This window comes from Methylobacterium fujisawaense (assembly GCF_039619325.1).
GTDB classification, from domain to species: Bacteria; Pseudomonadota; Alphaproteobacteria; order Rhizobiales; family Beijerinckiaceae; genus Methylobacterium; species Methylobacterium fujisawaense.
On sequence record NZ_CP155000.1, the window covers coordinates 833,877 to 851,136 of the forward strand.

Genomic DNA, 17,260 nt, shown 5'->3' on the forward strand with positions numbered 1-17,260 from the left:
CGGCTCCGGGGGCATCTTCATAGCCGCGGCCGTCGGCGCAACGCTTCATCCGTTCGGCCGTTGAGAGATGGCCCGAGCCGTGAGGCGATCATGAGCGACGCACCCACCGATCCGAAAACCACTCTGCCGGAGCCCGTGCGCGACCACCTCGGGCAGCAGCTGCGCGGCGTCCTGCCGGTGGGGTCCGACAAGCCCCGCTTCCTCGGCGACGATCCCGCGCCGGATGCCTTCGAGCCGCAGATCCGCCGGCTCGAGACCCGGCTGAAGACCCACGAGGAGGGCACCGAAGCCGTCGGTCATGCCCTCGACCAGATCCTCGATGCCCTCGGCGTCAAGCCGGACGAGACCGACAAGCCCAAGAGCTGAGTCGGCACCGCGCGCCCGCACCGGCGTCAGACGCGCGGCTTCTCGGCCAGCAGGTCGCGGATCTCGGAAAGAAGCTTCACGTCGGCCGGCATCGCGTCGGGCTTCTTGGCCTCGGCGGTCTGCAGGCGGTTCATCGCCCGGATCACCAGGAACAGCACGAAGGCGACGATCAGGAAGTTCAGGGTCAGGGTCAGGAACTGGCCGTAACCGATGACCGCGCCCTGCTTCTTGGCATCCGCATAGGGCAGGCCTGCCTGCACCTTCGACGAGAGCGGGATGTAGTAGTTCGAGAAGTCGAGCCCGCCGGTGATCGCGCCGATCACCGGCATAAAGATGTCCTGGACCGCCGACGTCACGATGGCCCCGAAGGCCGCGCCGATGATCACGCCGACCGCGAGATCGACCACGTTCCCGCGCAGCGCGAACGTCTTGAAATCCCCGAGCATCCGCCAGCCCCCGCCCGCTTGATACCGCCAAGATAGAGGACGGCTCCGCGAAGGCCAGCGCCTATTCCGATGCCGGTCGGCCGGCCGTGGCCAGGGCGGGCCGGTCTTCGCCCAGGGCGGCGAGTTCCGCCTTGACCCGGCGGCGATACTGGGCGGCCACGACCGGGATGGTCAGCAGATAGCCCCCGCTCACCGCGACGAGCGCCTCGAACGGGTAGCTGATCAGGAGGCCGAAGGCCGCGACCCCGAACAGGAAGATCGGCAGGACGAGGCTGCGCGGCACCCGCTTGCCCATGGTCTTGCCCGAATAGGTCGGGACCGTGGAGACGACCAGCAGCGCGATGCACAGCACGTAGATCAGGACCGCGGGCGCCGCCCAGGTCTCGATGCCGAAGCCCAGGAAGTGGAGGTAGAGCGGCAGCATCGCGGTGAGCGCCCCCGCGGGCGCCGGCATGCCGACGAAGAAGTCCTTCTTCCATTCCGGCCGGTTCGGATCGTCGAGCATCGCGTTGAAGCGGGCGAGCCGCAGCGCCATGGCGATGGCGAAGATCAGCGCGACGATCCAGCCCATCGATTTCAGGTGGAACAGCACGAAGCCGTAGAGGATGAGCGCCGGGGCGCAGCCGAAATTCACGAAGTCGGCGAGGGAATCGAGCTCCGCGCCGAAGCGCGACGTGCCCTTGAGCAGCCGCGCCACCCGCCCGTCGATGCCGTCGAGCACGCCCGCCACCACCACGGCGATGACGGCGGGCTCGAACTTGCCCTCGAAGGCGAGCCGGATCGCCGTGAGCCCGAGGCAGAGCGCCATCAGGGTGATCATGTTGGGCGCGATCATCCGGAACGGCACCGGCTTGAACCGGCGCGGCCGCGGCTCGTTCGGATCGGGCGCGAAGGGCGGGAAGAGATCGTCCATGGCCTCAGATCCGCTTGAACAGGCGCTCCGGGCCCCCGCCGAGATCGGCCAGCACCGTCTCGCCGGCCACCGCCTTCTGGCCGAGCCCGACCAGCACGGTCGACCCGGCCGGCAGGTAGACGTCCACCCGCGATCCGAAGCGGATCAGGCCGAAGCGCTCGCCGACGCCGAGCACGTCGCCCGCCGAGACGAACCCGACGATGCGCCGGGCCACGAGGCCGGCGATCTGCACCACGCCGACGCGCTTCGGCTGGCCGGCATGGGTCGTCTCGATGACCATGCCGTTGCGCTCGTTGTCGTCGCTCGCCTTGTCGAGCTCGGCGTTGAGGAACAGGCCCGGCGTGTAGTGGATCTGGCCGATCCGGCCCGCCACCGGCACCCGGTTCACGTGGCAGTCGAACACGTTCATGAACACCGAGACCCGTAGCGTGGGCACCTGCGGCAGGTCGAGCTCGGGCGGCGGCAGCACGGTGGCGATGAGGTTCACGCGCCCGTCGGCGGGCGAGATCACGAGTCCGTCCGCCACCGGGGTGACCCGCTCGGGATCGCGGAAGAAGTAGCAGACCCAGAGGGTGAGGATCAGGAAGATCCAGCCGAAGAACTGGGAGAAATAGCCCGCCAGAACCGTCAGCACGATGCCGATCAGGATGAAGGGATAGCCCTCCTTGTGGATCGGCACGAGCGTCCGGCGGATCGTCTCGATCAGGTCGGTCATGGGTTCTTCGGACTCGAGGGAACCGCCGGCAGGCGGACGTGTCGGACGGGCGGATGGCAGTCCGCCGGGCCGCCGTCAACTTTCCAGGGGTCGCGGATCGCCGCGGGACGTCGCGCCCGCCCCTGCCGGGTTCCGCTTCGTCGGGCACCGATTCGGGCGCGCGGACCTCCCGCCACGCGTCATCGTCCCCGCGCGCCGGTGGCGCCGGGGGCATGGCCCGGGAGCGAACACGAGGGACGCGGGACGCCGCGGGAACCCAGGTGTCGGCCAAAGTCGCGCGGGATCCGATCCCCGCGGCGCCCCGCGGCATCGACCGGGCGCCTGCCCCGGCCGGTGCCGTCTTTCTCGTCGCGGCGTCTCCAGCGCCCCGGTCCTGCGACTCCCTGTTAGCGGTCTCGGGCGAGGCCCAGGCACGCCGTGCCCGCACCTCCGGAACCCGCATCAGCGCCGTGGCCTTCCAGCCGCCCCCCGCCTCGTAGTGGGCGGGTCCGCAGGTCGCTCAGGGTCGGCCCAGAGGCGGGTCGGCGCGGGGGCATTTCCTCGACCCCGCCGGGCAAACTGCCGCCCGGTCTCACGCCCGCTTCCGAGACACGCCCCGCACCGGTCCGCCGCCCGGGGCGATGGCGGCTGAAAGCCACCGACGCGGGCGCCGCCCCGCCCCCGGACCCGCCCGGTCAGCCACCGGGCGGGTCCCCGAAGGACGCCCCGGGATTGCTCCCGGGCCGCCGCGGACAGGTGCGGTCAGGAAGCACAAAATATGAACATTGTCAAGATCGGTGCGTCGTGGGACGGCCCGACGCGTGAGAAGCAGGCGCTGGTCCCCTCTCCCGTCCGGGAGAGGGACAGGGTGAGGGGTGCGACCTCTCCGGATGGACCTGATCCCTCACCCCAGCCCTCTCCCGCACGGGAGAGGGGGCGCGTCGCGGATGTCGCGACCGGAGACGTCCGCCAACCGGACCGTTGCAACACGATCGGGAATGCACCGTCGGCGGGTCTGGGTTCCGGGCTCGCCTGCGGCGCCCCAGAACGACGGGGCGGAGGCGGACCGCCGGGTCCGCCCGCGGAGAAGGCGCGGCCGCGCGCCCGATCAATCCGCCCGTCGGAGCCGGCTCGCGAAGAAGCCGTCGAGGCCGCCGCGGGCGTTCGCCACCTCCGCCAGGTGGCACGGCAGGGTGCGCAGGTCGCCGTTGCCGTCGATCAGAGCCGCGGCGCCACCGACCTCCTCGGGCCGGACCGGCACCCGCGTGAACCGGGAGTCGCGGGCCAGGAAGGCCGCGATCTGCGCCTCGCCCTCCTCCGGCTCCAGCGAGCAGGTGCAGTAGACGAGAAGCCCGCCCGGCCGCACCAGCCCGGCCGCGTGGTCGAGGAGCCTGGCCTGGAGCGCGGCGAGCCGCCCGATATCGGCCTCCACCTTGGTCCAGGCCACGTCGGGGTGGCGCCGGATCGTCCCGGTGGCCGAGCACGGCGCGTCGAGCAGGACCGCGTCGTGGTCCCGCGGCTCCAGGGTGAGGGCGTCGGCCACCACGATCTCGACCGCGAAGCCGAGCCGCGCGACGTTCTCGCGCAGGCGTTCCAGCCGCGGTGCGGACCGGTCGACGGCGGTGACCTGCGCGCCGGTGGCGGCGAGCTGCAGGGTCTTGCCGCCGGGCGCGGCGCAGAGGTCGAGGACGCGGGTTCCGGGCTGCGGCGCCAGGAGGCGGGCCGGCAGCGCCGCGGCGGCGTCCTGGACCCACCACGCCCCTTCCTGGAAGCCGGGGAGGTCGGGGATCGCCGGGCCGTTCTCCGGCAGGCGCAGGGAGCCGGTCGGCAGGGTGACGGCGCCGAGCCGCTCCGCCCAGTCGGCGGTGTCGCGCAGCGGAGTCAGGTCGATGGCGGCCCCGGCGAGATGGGCGCGGGCGATCGCCGCCGCGCGCTCGGGCCCGTAGGCCGCGACCCAGCGGCGGGCGAGCCAGTCCGGCGTGTTGACCGCCAGGGCGTCGGCGTCCGCGGCCAGGATCGCGTCGCGCTCCCGGGCGATCCGGCGCAGCACCGCGTTGACCAGACCGGCGAGATGGGCCGTGCGGGTATCCCCCTTGGCGAGCCGCACCGCGAGGTCGACGGCGGCGTGGTCGGGGACCGCGAGGTCGAGGAGCTGGGCGGTCGCGGTGGCCAAAAGGGCCGTGAGCTGCGGCTTGGCCGCGGGCAGCCCGCGCTCCAGCCGCGCGGCCAGGGCGGCGCGGATCAGCCCGTAGCGGCGGAAGGTCGCCACCGCGATGGCCCGCGCCAGCCCGGCATCGGCCGGCGCCAGCGCCTCGGCGCGGATCGCCTGGGCGAGGGCGTCGTCGAGGGCGGGGGGGCGCTCCTGGCCGATCAGGGCCGCGACCGCCTGCATCGCCGCGCGGCGCGCGCCCAGGCCCGCCGTATCCGGCCCGGTCTCGCCCGTCGAGGCTTCCTTCCGCGTGTTGCGGCCTGTGTCCCGCGATGCCACTTCTGCTCCAGATCCAACGTCTTCTGGGCCTACGCCCTCACACTCGAGCGAGCGCGATGCAAGAGCCGACCGCACAAGACCCGCACACGCAGGATCCGGACGGACCGGAGGCCGGCGACGGCACGGCCCGGCCCCGCGCGCTCAGCCCGGCGGCGCAGCGCGCCCTGGCCGAGGCCGCCGAGCGCCGCGCGGCGATCGACGCCCGGGCCGCCGAGATCAGCGCCCGGCCCGAGCGCCAGGGGCGCGGCGGCCTGGAGCCGGTGCGCTACGACGACTGGGAGGTGAAGGGCCTCGCGGTCGACTTCTGAGGACGGCGCAGGGGCCGGCGCACCGGTCCGGCCCTATTCGGCCGGGACCGCCAGCGGCGGGCCGGCCTCGGTCCGGGCCTCCGCGGCACCCGCCCCGAACCGCCGGTACCAGAGCCCGGTCAGGATCGGCACGAGGATCGAGGTGACGATGATGCAGATCGTCACCAGCACGGTGGCGGTCTGCGCGGCCGGGGCGAAGTGCGGGGCGACGGCGGCGATCGCCAGCGGGTTGGCGGCGGCGGCCCCGGCCGTCGAGGAGGCCGCCAGCCCCGCCGTGCCGGTCCCGCCCCCGATCGCCCGGTCGGCCAGGATCAGCGGGATGCCGGTCAGGACGATCACAGCCAGCGCCAGCACGATGCCGAGCCCCGCGAGCGGCGAGAGCAGGTTGCTGAGGTCCACGGTGTTCCCCAGCGCGAAGGCGAAGAACGGGATCATCAGCTGGCCGCCCGGGGCGAACAGGGCCCGGAGCTTCGGGTCGAGGTTGCCGAGGGCGAAGCCGACGAGGAAGGGCAATACCGCGCCCGCGAAGATCTGCGGCTCGAAATGCGCAGCCCCGGAGGCCCCGAGGATGATCATGCTCATCAGCGGGCCGGATTCGATCGACGTGAGGATGAAGGCGCCGGCCTCCTCGCGGCTGCCGTAGGTCTGCATCAGCGAGGCGTAGAGGCCGCCATTGGTCATATCCATCGCGCAGACGATCGCCAGGATCGACAGGCCGGCGAAGAAGCCGGTCTGGATCCCCTCGGGCGGGATGAACAGCCCGGCCACCAGCACGATCGCCCAGGCGGCGACCAGCTTGGTCGCCACCAGCGTGCCGGACTTGCGCAGCACCGTCCCGGTCGCCCTCAGGCTGACCGAGGCGCCCATGCAGAAGAACCAGACCGCCAGGATCGGGATCACGCCGGTCATGATCCCCTGCGTGAAGCCCTTGAAATAGGCCGGGGACCCCGGCGCGAAGGTCCTACACAGGGCTCCGAGCAGCAGCGGCACCAGCATCAGGCCGCCGGGAATCCTGTCGATCGCCGCCTTGATCTGCATGGCGCGCATCCTCCCGATCCGGATCGCTCGCCGGCGCATCGGACCCAGGCGGGTTCGCGGGCGCCGCCCCGGTCCGCGCCTCTGTCGGGCGTCTGTCGAACCGGTGCGTCATCCTGTCGGGGCCCGGTGCGGGCCGTCAAGCGGCACGCCGTCGGGCACGGAACGTCCGGCGCGGAACGTCGAGCCTCCGGGCCCGTTGAGCGGATTCACCCGGAGGAGGCGAGCATGGCGACAACGGTATCGGCGCGCAGCGCGGTCGCGGGACCGCACGGCGCGATCACCCTGGCCCGCGGCGAGCGGCTCGGGATGCGGATGTGGCGGGCGGAGGAGCCGAACGCCGACAAGCCGATGACCAAATCGGCCTACGAGACCGTCGGCTACGTGGTCAGCGGCCGGGCGGAACTCGTCCTGGAGGGCGAGACCCTCGCCCTTGCCCCGGGAGATTCCTACTGCGTGCCGGCGGGCGCCGCGCACACCTACCGGATCCTAGAGACGTTCACGGCCGTCGAGGCGACCGCGCCGCCGGCCGGCTGAGGCCCGCGGGCCTCAGTGGGTCATGTAGACCTGCGTGCCGACATCGACCCGCGCGTAGAGGTCGACCACGTCCTGATTGTACATCCGGATGCAGCCATAGGACGCGTAGGTGCCCACCGAACTCGGCCGGTTGGTGCCGTGGATCGCGTATTCGCCGCCCGCGAGGGTCATGGCCGCCGCACCCATCGGATTGTTCGGCGAGCCGCCCGCGATGAGGTTCGGCAGGCGCGGGTTGTCGCGCTTCACCTCCGCGGGGGGCGACCAGGCGGGGGCGACGTACTTGCCGTCGATCGGCTTCGTGCCGAACCACTGCTTGCCGGGCCGGCCCACCGCCACGGGGTAGCGGATCGCCGTGCCGTCGCCGTTCACGAGATAGAGCTTGCGCTGCGACACGCTGATCACCACCGAGCCCGGCGCGACACCGTTCTGGAACGGCACGACCTCGCGCGCCTGCGCCGTTTGAAGACAACCGGCCAGCATCGCGCCGGCCAAACCGAATACAGCCGCCACCCGACCCGACATCACTACGATCCTCGACAAGCAAGAGTTGACGCGGGCAAGTAATCCGCGGCCGAGCTTACCGTTCCAAGAATAGCTATGGTTGATGTGAGGTCAGCGTGCCGCATCCGTGAGGCACGGTAAAAGAGCAACCACGATCGACGGCGCGGGGGCGCGGCGGGGCCGCTCGGCCGCCCCTCAGCGCTCGTAGAGCGTGCTGCCCCGCTTGTCCTCGGGCTGCCAGCCGTGGCGCTCCAGCTCCGGGTCGAGATGCTCCTCCACCGGGTGTCCGACGCAGAGATAGGCCACGAGCCGCCACGTCTCCGGCACCGCCAGGATCGCCGAGACGGTCTGCGGCTCCAGGATCGAGACCCAGCCGACGCCGAGGCCGCGCGCCCGGGCGGCGAGCCAGAAGCACTGCACCGCCCCCACCACCGAATAGGCCAGGGTCTCCGGCATGCTGGCCCGTCCGAGCCCGAGGCCGGTCTCGGTCGCCGCGTCGCAGAAGACGGCCAGATGGACCGGCGCCTCCCGCAGGCCGGCGAGCTTGAGGCCGCGATACCGGGCGGCGCGGTCCGCATCGTAGCCTGCGGCCGCGGCGGCGTTGCAGCCGGAGAAGTTGTCCGACACCGCGCGGCGCCGCACGGGATCCGAGACGCGCACGAACCGCCAGGGCCGGCTGTTGCCGACCGACGGCGCCCGGTGGGCCGCCGTCAGGCAGGTGCGCAGGCACGCCTCGTCCACCGGATCCGTCCGGAACCGGCGCACGTCGCGGCGCCACGCGAACAGAGCGTCGAGGTCGTGCAGGAAGGCGTCGTCGAAGGCGGGCGGGCCCATGATGCCGGTGGCATACCCGCTTCCCGGGCCCAACGGGAAACAGAAAAAAGGCCGCCCGGAGGGGCGGCCTGAAGTCTTGGGTCTCGAAACCTCGGAGTGCCGGATCCTGGGATCCCGAACGGCGGCCGATGGCTGGGGAGCTGGGTGTCGGGCGCCGGCCGGGCAGGACCCGGCGAGGTTCGACGTCTGTTGTCGCGCGGCAACGCGGCCTGCAAAAGGCGCGAATCGGGCCAAACCATGTTTTTTGTCGCTTGGGCGTGTCTCGCAGGTCACGGCGCGGGGCGGCCGTCACCCTTGCGGGCCGCTGCGGCGAAGCCCATCATCCGGCAAAGGAACGATGCACGGGAGTGGTGATGACCGAAAGGACGAGCGCCGGGCCGCGGCCCGACGAGGCGGCGGGGCATGTCATTCCCTTCCCCGCCCGCGCGGCTCCTCCACAGGTCGCCTTCAACCGGGATGAGCTGCGCACGATCTTCAACCTCTATGGCCGGCAGGTGGCCGCGGGCGAATGGCGCGACTACGCCCTCGATTTCCGCCGCGACAGGGCGGTGTTCTCGATCTACCGCCGCGCCTCCGAGATGCCGCTCTACCGGATCGAGAAGGATCCCAAGCTTGCCCGCCGCCAGGGGGCCTACGCGGTCATCGCCGCGAGCGGCCAGATCCTGAAGCGCGGCTCGGAACTCGCCCGGGTCATCGCCGTGCTGGAGCCGGCGCCGAAGGCGGTCTGACCGCGACGCCTTGCAGCGGTGATGGGAGCGGATCGGCGCCGCGACTCTCTGTCGATTCCGCGCGGGCCTGCGCGTTCTCTCGGCCCGAGCCGCGGACAGCGCCCCGATCCAGCTGGTGGCTTGGCCGCGCGACAGGGACTCGACCGGCCGTGATCCGAGGTGGATGATCGGAACACGGCAGGATAGACAGGCGAATCAATCGCCTATTCTTCTTGGTAAACGCCGCTGCAATGTTGCTTGACTTGCCATTCGAGACGGAAAACTATTTCGCCAAGCTCGAGGCGAAGCGCAACGCGTTCATGGACGTCGGCCGCGATGTGGATACGATCGTCATCGGATCTTCGCACGGAGAGTACGGTATAGATCCAGCTTTCATTGACCGATCGTTCAACCTCTGCACGATCAGTCAGGATCTGTCTCAGAGCGCGATGATGTACGCGTGGGCCGCGCGGCGCAATCGTCACCTGAGGAAGGTCGTCGTTCTATACTCCCTCTTTTCGTACGGCTTCGATTGTCTGAAGACTTCCGAGAAGGGGCGTGCGGTGTTCCTGCGCCGGGCGTTCGGCTTCGGGTGGCCCCATCATCTCGACGATCTTCTCTGGACGATGGATCTCCATATCCCGTGGCCGGATTCGTCCGACATTCCGCCGCAGATGTTCAACGGTTTCACGAGATCGAACGACGTCTTCTTCTTCGCGCAGGACGCGGACCAGCTCGCCCGCAGGGTCGCCCGGCACATCGCGCTGAGCGAGCAGAGATATGAGGGCGGTGAGCAGTTCGCGCGTCTCGCCGCCATCCTGGCTTTCGCCAAGCGGCGCGGTGATCAGGTCTGCGTCGTGATCCCGCCGGTGAGGGACGATTATCGCGCCGCTCTCCCTGCCGACCTGACGCTGTTCCAGAAGGTGCGCGCGCTCTGCGAGCGCTGCGATGCGCGACTCGTCGATGAATTCTCGAATGATGACTATGCCGGCGCCGACTTCGGAGATCCGGATCATCTGCGTCCGGCCGGCGACGGGGCGCGCAGGCTGTCCGAGCGCGTCGGTCAGGGCCTGAGAGGGCGGCCCTCGACTTGGCTGGGTTATCGGCGGGCGCTGTCGCGGATCCGCCCGCCCGTGCGGCCCTGACCGGTACTATGCCTCCGAAGGGATGTGGTGCTTGATGCCGCGTCCTCGTCGACCGATCGGCGCGGCACCGACAGCGCGCGCGCCTGACCCCGCGATCCGACTCAGTCGGGAAACGTTCTCACGCGTCGATGTCGCGCGCATCGGTCTGCGCCGTCGTCCCGGACTGCGCTGCGCGGCTCCGGAGTGATCCGCGCGACGCGCGCCTTCAGGACAGGGACAGGCGCCGGAATGTCGTGGCGATCTCGGCCACCACCTCCGGCCCCAGGGGGTGGATCGGCCGCGGCGGCTCGGCGCGGCACAGGCCCAGGATGTCGGCCAAGGCGTAGACCACCCGCAGGCTGGAGTGGGTCCGGAACAGCGTCCAGAGCGGCTCCAGTTCCGCGTTCAGGGTGCGCGCCCGGTCCGTGTCGCCGGCCTCCACGGCCCGGACGATCGCGCGGCAGGTCCGGGGGAACAGGCCGCCCGCCACGCTGTACCACGCCGTGCCGCCGGCGATCAGCGCCTCGGTCGCGTTCCAGTCGCCGCTGAAGCCGATGGGGAAGCCCGCCGGGACCGCCGCCTGCAGGGCCGCGACACCGGCCGCGGCGTCGGCCGGGGCCGGCGCGGCGCATTTGGCGGCCACGATCCCGGAACGGCGGGCGAGCCGGCCGATCAGCGCCGGCGTGAAGCGGAAATGCGTGGTCGCGGGGTTGTCGTAGAGGACGAGGGGTAATCCGCCCGCCTCCGCCACGGCCGCGAAATGCGCCTCGACCTCGGCCTCGGTCAGCGGCGTGTAGGAGACGGGGGCGAGCAGCCCCGCATCCGCGCCGGCCGCCCGCGCATCCTGCGCGAGGCGGATGGCCTCGTCGGTGCGCAGGGCGCCGATGCCGACCAGGAGCGGTACCCGGCCGCCCACGGCCTCGCGGGCGATCGCCACCGCCCGGCGGCGCTCGTCGCGGCTCAGATACGCGTAGGTCCCGGTGCTGCCGAGCAGGCCGATCGAATCGACCCCGGCGGCCACGAGGGGCTCCAGCAGGCGCTGCAGGGCTCCGGCATCGACCCGACCGTCGGCGTCGCTCGGGGTGATCGGGAAGGCAGAGAGGCCGGAAAGGCCGGAGAGCGCAGGCATGGCCCGAGCTTAGCGCATCCGGTCGGTGCGGCGAGGCAAAAAGAAACCCCGGCGGTTGCCCGCCGGGGTTTCTGTTAACGGTCGGTTCTTGCGGCTTAGCGGCGGTCGCCGATCAGGCTCAGCAGGAACTGGAACATGTTGATGAAGTCGAGATAGAGGGTCAGGGCGCCGTTCACCGACATCTTGGCCGCCATCTCGCCGTCGAAGCCGCCGTAGAGATACATCTCCTTGAGCTTCTGCGTGTCGTAGGCGGTCAGCCCCGCGAAGATCAGCACGCCCAGCACCGAGATGGCGAACTGGAGGGCCGACGAGGCGAAGAAGATGTTCACCAGCGACGCGAGGATGATGCCGATCAGGCCCATCATCAGGAACGAGCCCATGCCCGAGAGGCTACGCTTCGTGGTGTAGCCCCAGAGGCTGAGCGAGCCGAAGGCCGCCGCCGTGATGAAGAACACCTGGACCACGCTGCCACCGGTGAAGACCAGCAGGAGCGAGGACATCGAGGCGCCCATCACCGCCGCGAAGGCGAAGAACATCGTCCGCGCGGAAGAGGCCGACATCCGGTCCATCCGCATGGAGAAGACGAAGATGAACGCCAGCGGGGCGAGCATCAGGACCCACTTCAGCGGGCTGAGATAGAGGGTCTGACCGAACGGGGTCAGGATCGGGCGGGTGCCCTGGTAGGCCGCCACGGAGGCCATGTTCAGGCCGAGCGCGACGAGACCCGAGATGCCAAGCCCGACGACCATGTTGTTGTAGACGCCGAGCATGAAGGTGCGCAGGCCCTGGTCGACTTCGACCTGGGTGCCGGCGTAGCCGGTCGGCTGCTGGGCGCCGTACCGGAAGGGGCTATTCTCGAATGCCATGGGAGTTTCCTTGCGGAGGCTCTCTCAGCGTGGTGTTCGGGCGAGGCCCACGCAGGACCTCTGGCGCCAGGCTGGCGCCTCGGTCAGGAATATGTTGCGCCCGCGTCCTGGACACAAGTCCCCGGCCACGGTTGCGGCCCGGGTTTTCCGTGTCCGGAGGATGTATTTTTGTCCATCCGGGCAGGGATTAAAATGCATTTCCTGCTGCAAAGCGTGTCTTTCGACTGACGGTTGCCGGGATGCAGGTGTTTCGATAGCCGTGCGAGCAGTCTTAACGGTTTCCTGATGCCACCCGCGGCGGCGCCCGCGCCGGTTTGTCCGGCGCGGGCGCCGCCGCCCGTCCGCAGGGTTCCGGCGGACCGGACGTCCAGGGCTCAGTGCGCGGCCCTGCGGGCGAAGGCGCGGCCCAGGCTCAGCAGCATCAGCTCGGCGGCGACCTGCACCTCGGCCGGCATATCGTCGGTGAGCGTCTCCTTGAGCGCGATCGCCAGGTCGGCCGCGCGCTCCAGCGGGGCGCCCCCCGAAGGAGGCCTGCCCAGGACGTAGCGATCGCCGCCGTCCCGGATCTCCGTGATGTCCATCAGGATCCCGTGCGAGCGGACCGGCTGGCCGGCCGCGTCCCGATGCGTCCGTCCGCGGCTGAGGAGCCATCGCACGGAGCCGTCCGTCTTGAACACGCGGTACTCGGCCAGCACCAGTCCACCGGACCGGACGGCCCGGAGCATGTGGTCCATCAGCCAGGTCATGTCCTGCGGATGCACCGCGGCCAGTGCCATCGGTCCGCTGATCGGGCGATTGGCGAGGTCGGGGGTGCCGGTCAGCAACATGGCCGCGCCCTCATCGTAGACGACACGGCCGCCGACATGGTCCCATTCCCAGGCACCCACGACGCACGAGGCTTCGAGGGCGGCACGGAGACGCTCCGTATCCTCCCCGTAGCCATCGATGACGGTAATGCCCATGACGGTTGGTCCTCTGGTCGGCCGGAGCCCGAACGTCTTTCTCCGTACCAATATATCACACAAATGACAAAGAGTTCACTTGCGGATAAAGTTGCGGTCGGGCACTCCGCGGTGCTGTGGGTCGATTTGCGCCTTCCTGGAGATGTTCGAGGGTCGGTCATGGATGAGAACGGGCTCGAACGTCTGCGCATGATTGCCGGCGCGAAAGCGGACACTGCGTCGTCCCAAGCCCTCATTCGCATCGCGCAGTCCCTCGATCTTCCGATCGAGGCGTTCTACCAGCCGGATCGGTGCGGCCCCGCCACGCGGCCGGCGATCGATTGGGAGACGGAGCGGCTCCTGGCTCTGGTGAAGGTCCATTTCCGCCAGCTCGATCCGGCGGCGCGCCGACGCTTCGGCGAGGCGGTCCTCGGGATGGTCGGCTCGGAACCGGCCGAGGGCTGACGCCGCCGGCGGCAAAGGCTGGAGACCCCGGAAACATGGCGACGCGGGCGACGGCGAAGCCGGACGATTGGAAGCGCCTGCCCTTCGCGGCGATGTCCCCGATCCCCTATCGCGCGGCCTTCGACCCCGCCCAATTCGCGGAGCTGGCGAAGGGGCTGCGTCCGGAGGTGATGGAAGACAAGTGGTTCATCTATCTCGACGGACTCGATCTCTGCTTCCACCGGAGCTGGACCGGCCACGGCGTCTACCGGGTCGGATTTGAGCGGCACGGCGAGACATATCGCGTCGTGTCGGCCCTGTGCGCGGAGCCGATGCTCGCGACGCACGGAGCCGAATATCAGGCGCGGTGTCTCGATTTCCTGGTCGAGAACCTCCTGCTCGGCGGCTCCAAACCGTTCCCCCGGCCTGCGGACGTCGCGGAGACCGCGCCCGGGGCGTTCCAGCACGGCTTTTCGGGAAGCGGCTATCGCGAGGTGCCCGTCGTGCGACGGCCCTGGTGGACATTCTGGCGCTGACGGCGGCCCGTCGGGTCTGAGCGCCCGGGCGGTCCTCCCGGGACCGGGAGGCGCTCCTCAGATCTGCCGCAGATACGGCGCCGGCTTCTGCCCCAGGATCCGCCAGGTGCCGGCGAGCCCGAGGAGAATCGCCAGCGCGACGGCGGCCGTCGCCGCCACCAGCGCGCCCGACAGGTCGAGGCGGAAGTCGAGGTGCATGACCTTGGCGACGATCACCCACCCTGCGAGCGTCCCGGCCATGAGGCCGAACAGGGCCGTGGCGAGGCCCAGGGCGGCGTATTCGAGGGCGTAGGCGGCGAGCAGCCGCGACCGGCGCGCGCCCAGCACCTTGAGCACGACGGCGTCGTAGAGTCGTGCCCGGTGCCCGGCCGCGATGGCGCCGGCCAGCACGAACAGGCTCGCCAGGACCGCCACGGCGCTCGCCCCGCGGATCGCCAGGACCAGCCGGCCGACGAGGTCGCCGATCGCGTCCAGCGCGTCCTTGACCCGCACGGCGCTCACCGACGGGAAGGTCTTGGCGACGTCGCGCAGGATGTGGTTCTCGGCGGCCGCGTCGGTGCCGCCCGGCAGCGTCAGCGTGGCGAGGTCGGAGTGCGGCGCGCCGCGGAAGGTCCCCGGCGAGAACACCATCACGAAGTTGATGCCGAGATTGCGCCACTCCACCCGGCGCAGGTTGAAGATCGTCGCGGTGAGGTCGCGGCCGAGCACGTTCACCGTCACGGTGTCGCCGAGCTTGAGGCCGAGCTGGCGGGCGAGGTCGGCCTCGAAGGAGACCAGCGGCTTGGCGCCCTGCTCGGCGCTCCACCACGCGCCTTCGGTGAGGCTCGAGCCCTCCGGCACCGTGTCGGCGTAGGTGATGCCCCGGTCGCCGTCGAGCACCCAGGCGGCATCCTCCGGGGGCCGGATCTTGCTGGCCGGCACGCCGTTCAGGGCGACGATCCGGCCGCGCATCATCGGCACGTCCTCGATCTTCCCGTTCGGGGCGGCGCGCGCCAGGAACTCGCGGAACTGGGCGGCGTCCCGCGAGGGGATGTCCAGGAAGAAGAGGTTCGGCGCGCGGGCCGGCAGGGTCGCGCTGATCGTCCGGCGGACATTGGCGTCGATCAGGCTGAGCGTCACGAGGAGCGTCACGCCGAGGCCCAGCGACAGGACGATGGCGGGCGTCAGGGCCCCCGGCCGGTGGAGGTTGGCGAGCGCCATCCGGGGCGCGGGCCAGCTTGGATGCGGCAGGCGGCGGGCGAGCGCCATCAGGCCGAGGGCCACCCCGTGCAGCAGGCCGAAGGCGATGGCGGCCGCCGCGATGAAGATCAGCGCCACGCGCCGGTCGAAGGCGGTGGCCACCGACAGGCCGACCAGCGCCGCGAGGCTCAGGCCCAACCAGATCCGGTAGCGCCAGCGCGGCCTCACCCGGGCCGGGTCGACGGTGTCGCGGAACAGGCCGGAGACCGGCACGTCGTGGGCGCGGCCGAGCGGGGTGATCGCGAAGGCGAAGGCGGTGAGGAGCCCGTAGGCGGCCGCGAGCGCGAGTTCGCCCGGGGCGAGCGTCGGGTTCAGGGGCAGCGGCAGGTCGGCGGAGAACAGCGCGTCGAGGAGGAAGGGCAGGCTCGCGCCGATCGCCAGCCCGATCAGGGTACCGATCCCGGCGATCAGCATCACCTGCGTCAGGTAGAGGGCGACCACCTGCGAGCCGGGCGCGCCGACGCTCTTGAGGGTCGCGATCGAGGCCCGCTTGCGCTCCACGAAGGCGTGGACGGCATTGCCGACGCCGACGCCGCCGACGATCAACGCGGTGAGCCCGACCAGGGTCAGGAACTGCGTGAAGCGCTCGATGCTCTTGGCGAAGCGCGGGTCGGCGTTGCTGCGCGAGCGGACCTCCCAGCCCGCCTCCGGCGTCGCGGCACGGATCCGGGCCTGCGCGGCGTCGAGATCGGCATCCGGCGTGCCCGGCGGCAGGAGGATCCGGTAGCTCCAGCGGTTGAGGCTGCCGGGCTGGACGAGACCGGTGGCGCGCAGCGTCGGCTCGGAGATCATCAGCCGCGGCCCGAAGCCGATGCCGCCGGCGATCTTGTCGGGCTCGGACACGATGGTGCCGCGGATCGCCACCTTGTGCCCGGCCAGCGCGATGCGGTCCCCGACCTTGACGTCGAGGCGCGTGAGCAGGGCCGGGTCGGCGAGCGCCCCCGGCACCCCGTCCCGTTCGGCCAGCTGGTCGGCGAGGCGGCCCGGCGGGTCGGTGGCGAGGTCGCCCGCCGCCGGGTAGGTGGCCGGGTCGACGGCCTTCAGCTCGACAAGGGCCGCGTCGCCGCTCTCCGCCACCGCCATGGCCCGCAGGGAGGCGACGCTATCGAGCCGGCCTTCCCGCGCCAGGGCCTGCCGCTCGGCGTCGGTGGCCTCGCGGTTGATCAGGTTGTAGGCGAGGTCGCCGCCGAGGATCCGCCGCCCCTCCCGGCCGAGCCCGTCCGAGAGCGAGCGCGAGATCGACGCCACGCCCGCGATCGCCGCCACGCCCAGCGCGATGCAGGCGAGGAACACCGCGAAGCCCGTGAGGCCGGCGCGCAGTTCGCGGAGCGCCAGCCGCAGGATGAGCGGGAGGCGGCGGGGCCCGGGGTCCGGTCGGGTGATCGTGCCGTGCATCAGGCGGTCACCGCTTCCTCGATCCGGCCCGAGCGCAGGCGTACCGTGCGGTCGCACAGGCGGGCGAGACCGTTGTCGTGGGTGACGAGCACCAGGGTCGCGCCGCGGTCGCGCTTCAGCCGGAACAGGAGATCGACGATCTGCCGGCCGGTGGCCTCGTCGAGGTTGCCGGTGGGCTCGTCGGCGACCAGGATCGCCGGGTCGGGGGCGACCGCCCGGGCGATGGCGACGCGCTGCTGCTCGCCCCCCGAGAGCTGCGCCGGGTAATGGTGCAGCCGGTGCCCGAGGCCCACCGCCTCCAGCTCGGCGCGGGCCCGCTCGTGGGCGCCGGGCCGGTCGGCGAGTTCCAGCGGCAGCGCCACGTTCTCCAGTGCCGTCATGGTCGGCACGAGGTGAAAGGCCTGGAACACGATGCCGATGCGCCGGCCCCGGAAGCGGGCGAGCGCGTCCTCGTCGAGGCGGACGAGATCGGTCTCCTCGATGACCACGCCGCCGGAACCGGGCCGCTCCAGCCCGGCCATGACCATCAGAAGCGTCGACTTGCCGGAGCCGGACGGACCGACGAGCCCCACAGCCTCGCCGCGGTCGACGGTGAGCGAGATGCCGCGGAGGATGTGGACCCGGGCGGCGCCGCGGCCGAGGCTGAGATCGATGTTCGACAGCGCGATCGCCGGATCGCGCAGCACCTTGCCTTGGCTCACGGGCGAGCCGATCTGTGGGCGATGACGAGCATGGCGCGCGAGGTCCTCGGTTGGCT

Annotated in this window: 19 protein-coding genes; 7 read left to right on the forward strand and 12 right to left on the reverse strand. The window is 71.2% G+C overall.

The window, feature by feature from the left end; translation table 11 throughout:
* Positions 1–90 precede the first annotated feature (90 nt).
* A complete protein-coding gene (locus tag ABC766_RS03935) occupies positions 91–366 on the forward strand; it encodes a hypothetical protein (RefSeq protein WP_345821198.1) in 276 nt (91 codons plus the stop codon).
* Positions 367–392: 26 nt separating this feature from the next.
* On the opposite strand, the gene mscL is transcribed toward ABC766_RS03935, so the two are convergent.
* From mscL to ABC766_RS03955, 4 genes are all read right to left on the reverse strand, one after another.
* Positions 393–812 (reverse strand): large conductance mechanosensitive channel protein MscL, encoded by a 420-nt coding sequence (gene mscL / locus ABC766_RS03940; protein WP_043352622.1) that lies wholly within the window; start codon positions 810–812, stop codon positions 393–395.
* Positions 813–873: 61 nt separating this feature from the next.
* Positions 874–1,725, reverse strand: a complete 852-nt coding sequence (locus ABC766_RS03945) for a CDP-alcohol phosphatidyltransferase family protein (RefSeq protein ID WP_043383395.1) — start codon at positions 1,723–1,725, stop codon at positions 874–876.
* A 4-nt stretch (positions 1,726–1,729) separates the two neighbouring features.
* Positions 1,730–2,440 (reverse strand): phosphatidylserine decarboxylase, encoded by a 711-nt coding sequence (locus ABC766_RS03950; protein WP_012318030.1) that lies wholly within the window; start codon positions 2,438–2,440, stop codon positions 1,730–1,732.
* Positions 2,441–3,527: 1,087 nt separating this feature from the next.
* Positions 3,528–4,907: an RsmB/NOP family class I SAM-dependent RNA methyltransferase gene (locus ABC766_RS03955; RefSeq protein ID WP_345821199.1), complete on the reverse strand. Its 1,380-nt coding sequence runs from the start codon at positions 4,905–4,907 to the stop codon at positions 3,528–3,530.
* A gap of 56 nt (positions 4,908–4,963) precedes the next feature.
* Between ABC766_RS03955 and ABC766_RS03960 the strand changes: the two genes are divergently transcribed.
* Complete coding sequence (locus ABC766_RS03960) at positions 4,964–5,215, forward strand: DUF1674 domain-containing protein (protein WP_345821200.1); 252 nt, start codon at positions 4,964–4,966, stop codon at positions 5,213–5,215.
* A 33-nt stretch (positions 5,216–5,248) separates the two neighbouring features.
* On the opposite strand, the gene ABC766_RS03965 is transcribed toward ABC766_RS03960, so the two are convergent.
* Entirely contained in the window at positions 5,249–6,262 is a 1,014-nt protein-coding gene (locus tag ABC766_RS03965) for a 2-keto-3-deoxygluconate permease (RefSeq protein WP_236961530.1), read from the reverse strand.
* A 216-nt stretch (positions 6,263–6,478) separates the two neighbouring features.
* Here ABC766_RS03965 and ABC766_RS03970 point away from each other — a divergent pair, with 216 nt between their 5' ends.
* On the forward strand, positions 6,479–6,787 hold the full coding sequence (locus ABC766_RS03970; RefSeq protein ID WP_043387678.1) for a cupin domain-containing protein: 309 nt from the start codon (positions 6,479–6,481) through the stop codon (positions 6,785–6,787).
* Positions 6,788–6,799: 12 nt separating this feature from the next.
* On the opposite strand, the gene ABC766_RS03975 is transcribed toward ABC766_RS03970, so the two are convergent.
* Positions 6,800–7,309: a L,D-transpeptidase gene (locus ABC766_RS03975; protein ID WP_345821201.1), complete on the reverse strand. Its 510-nt coding sequence runs from the start codon at positions 7,307–7,309 to the stop codon at positions 6,800–6,802.
* 174 nt (positions 7,310–7,483) lie between these two features.
* Entirely contained in the window at positions 7,484–8,122 is a 639-nt protein-coding gene (gene bluB, locus ABC766_RS03980) for a 5,6-dimethylbenzimidazole synthase (protein ID WP_043756125.1), read from the reverse strand.
* A gap of 353 nt (positions 8,123–8,475) precedes the next feature.
* Between bluB and ABC766_RS03985 the strand changes: the two genes are divergently transcribed.
* Positions 8,476–8,850 carry a DUF2794 domain-containing protein gene (locus ABC766_RS03985; protein ID WP_043355313.1) on the forward strand — a complete coding sequence of 125 codons (375 nt, stop codon included), beginning with the start codon at positions 8,476–8,478 and terminating at the stop codon, positions 8,848–8,850.
* 242 nt (positions 8,851–9,092) lie between these two features.
* Positions 9,093–9,974: a hypothetical protein gene (locus tag ABC766_RS03990; protein WP_345821203.1), complete on the forward strand. Its 882-nt coding sequence runs from the start codon at positions 9,093–9,095 to the stop codon at positions 9,972–9,974.
* Positions 9,975–10,179: 205 nt separating this feature from the next.
* On the opposite strand, the gene ABC766_RS03995 is transcribed toward ABC766_RS03990, so the two are convergent.
* The 3 genes from ABC766_RS03995 to ABC766_RS04005 form a co-directional block, all read right to left on the reverse strand.
* Complete coding sequence (locus tag ABC766_RS03995; RefSeq protein WP_345821204.1) at positions 10,180–11,082, reverse strand: dihydrodipicolinate synthase family protein; 903 nt, start codon at positions 11,080–11,082, stop codon at positions 10,180–10,182.
* A gap of 95 nt (positions 11,083–11,177) precedes the next feature.
* Positions 11,178–11,948 (reverse strand): Bax inhibitor-1/YccA family protein, encoded by a 771-nt coding sequence (locus ABC766_RS04000; RefSeq protein ID WP_043355307.1) that lies wholly within the window; start codon positions 11,946–11,948, stop codon positions 11,178–11,180.
* A gap of 374 nt (positions 11,949–12,322) precedes the next feature.
* Positions 12,323–12,910 (reverse strand): PAS domain-containing protein, encoded by a 588-nt coding sequence (locus tag ABC766_RS04005; RefSeq protein ID WP_043355306.1) that lies wholly within the window; start codon positions 12,908–12,910, stop codon positions 12,323–12,325.
* Positions 12,911–13,069: 159 nt separating this feature from the next.
* Here ABC766_RS04005 and ABC766_RS04010 point away from each other — a divergent pair, with 159 nt between their 5' ends.
* Both ABC766_RS04010 and ABC766_RS04015 read left to right on the forward strand, forming a co-directional pair.
* Positions 13,070–13,354, forward strand: a complete 285-nt coding sequence (locus ABC766_RS04010) for a hypothetical protein (protein WP_043387672.1) — start codon at positions 13,070–13,072, stop codon at positions 13,352–13,354.
* 35 nt (positions 13,355–13,389) lie between these two features.
* Positions 13,390–13,869, forward strand: coding sequence for a hypothetical protein (locus tag ABC766_RS04015; protein ID WP_345821205.1), 480 nt, complete (start codon positions 13,390–13,392; stop codon positions 13,867–13,869).
* Between the two features lie 57 nt (positions 13,870–13,926).
* On the opposite strand, the gene ABC766_RS04020 is transcribed toward ABC766_RS04015, so the two are convergent.
* Both ABC766_RS04020 and ABC766_RS04025 read right to left on the reverse strand, forming a co-directional pair.
* Complete coding sequence (locus ABC766_RS04020) at positions 13,927–16,503, reverse strand: ABC transporter permease (protein WP_345821206.1); 2,577 nt, start codon at positions 16,501–16,503, stop codon at positions 13,927–13,929.
* On the reverse strand, positions 16,503–17,204 hold the full coding sequence (locus tag ABC766_RS04025; protein ID WP_427902286.1) for an ABC transporter ATP-binding protein: 702 nt from the start codon (positions 17,202–17,204) through the stop codon (positions 16,503–16,505). Before ABC766_RS04025 ends, ABC766_RS04020 begins: the two co-directional genes overlap by 1 nt.
* Between the last annotated feature and the right edge of the window lie 56 nt (positions 17,205–17,260).

Excerpts from the sequence above, each read along its gene's own strand:
- ABC766_RS03935 (WP_345821198.1), top strand. The coding sequence starts at position 91 with ATGAGCGACGCACCCACCGATCCGAAAACCACTCTGCCGGAGCCCGTG.
- mscL (WP_043352622.1), bottom strand. The coding sequence starts at position 812 with ATGCTCGGGGATTTCAAGACGTTCGCGCTGCGCGGGAACGTGGTCGAT.
- ABC766_RS03945 (WP_043383395.1), bottom strand. The coding sequence starts at position 1,725 with ATGGACGATCTCTTCCCGCCCTTCGCGCCCGATCCGAACGAGCCGCGG.
- ABC766_RS03950 (WP_012318030.1), bottom strand. The coding sequence starts at position 2,440 with ATGACCGACCTGATCGAGACGATCCGCCGGACGCTCGTGCCGATCCAC.
- ABC766_RS03960 (WP_345821200.1), top strand. The coding sequence starts at position 4,964 with ATGCAAGAGCCGACCGCACAAGACCCGCACACGCAGGATCCGGACGGA.
- ABC766_RS03965 (WP_236961530.1), bottom strand. The coding sequence starts at position 6,262 with ATGCGCGCCATGCAGATCAAGGCGGCGATCGACAGGATTCCCGGCGGC.
- ABC766_RS03970 (WP_043387678.1), top strand. The coding sequence starts at position 6,479 with ATGGCGACAACGGTATCGGCGCGCAGCGCGGTCGCGGGACCGCACGGC.
- ABC766_RS03975 (WP_345821201.1), bottom strand. The coding sequence starts at position 7,309 with ATGTCGGGTCGGGTGGCGGCTGTATTCGGTTTGGCCGGCGCGATGCTG.
- bluB (WP_043756125.1), bottom strand. The coding sequence starts at position 8,122 with ATGGGCCCGCCCGCCTTCGACGACGCCTTCCTGCACGACCTCGACGCT.
- ABC766_RS03985 (WP_043355313.1), top strand. The coding sequence starts at position 8,476 with ATGACCGAAAGGACGAGCGCCGGGCCGCGGCCCGACGAGGCGGCGGGG.
- ABC766_RS03995 (WP_345821204.1), bottom strand. The coding sequence starts at position 11,082 with ATGCCTGCGCTCTCCGGCCTTTCCGGCCTCTCTGCCTTCCCGATCACC.
- ABC766_RS04000 (WP_043355307.1), bottom strand. The coding sequence starts at position 11,948 with ATGGCATTCGAGAATAGCCCCTTCCGGTACGGCGCCCAGCAGCCGACC.
- ABC766_RS04005 (WP_043355306.1), bottom strand. The coding sequence starts at position 12,910 with ATGGGCATTACCGTCATCGATGGCTACGGGGAGGATACGGAGCGTCTC.
- ABC766_RS04010 (WP_043387672.1), top strand. The coding sequence starts at position 13,070 with ATGGATGAGAACGGGCTCGAACGTCTGCGCATGATTGCCGGCGCGAAA.
- ABC766_RS04015 (WP_345821205.1), top strand. The coding sequence starts at position 13,390 with ATGGCGACGCGGGCGACGGCGAAGCCGGACGATTGGAAGCGCCTGCCC.
- ABC766_RS04020 (WP_345821206.1), bottom strand. The coding sequence starts at position 16,503 with ATGCACGGCACGATCACCCGACCGGACCCCGGGCCCCGCCGCCTCCCG.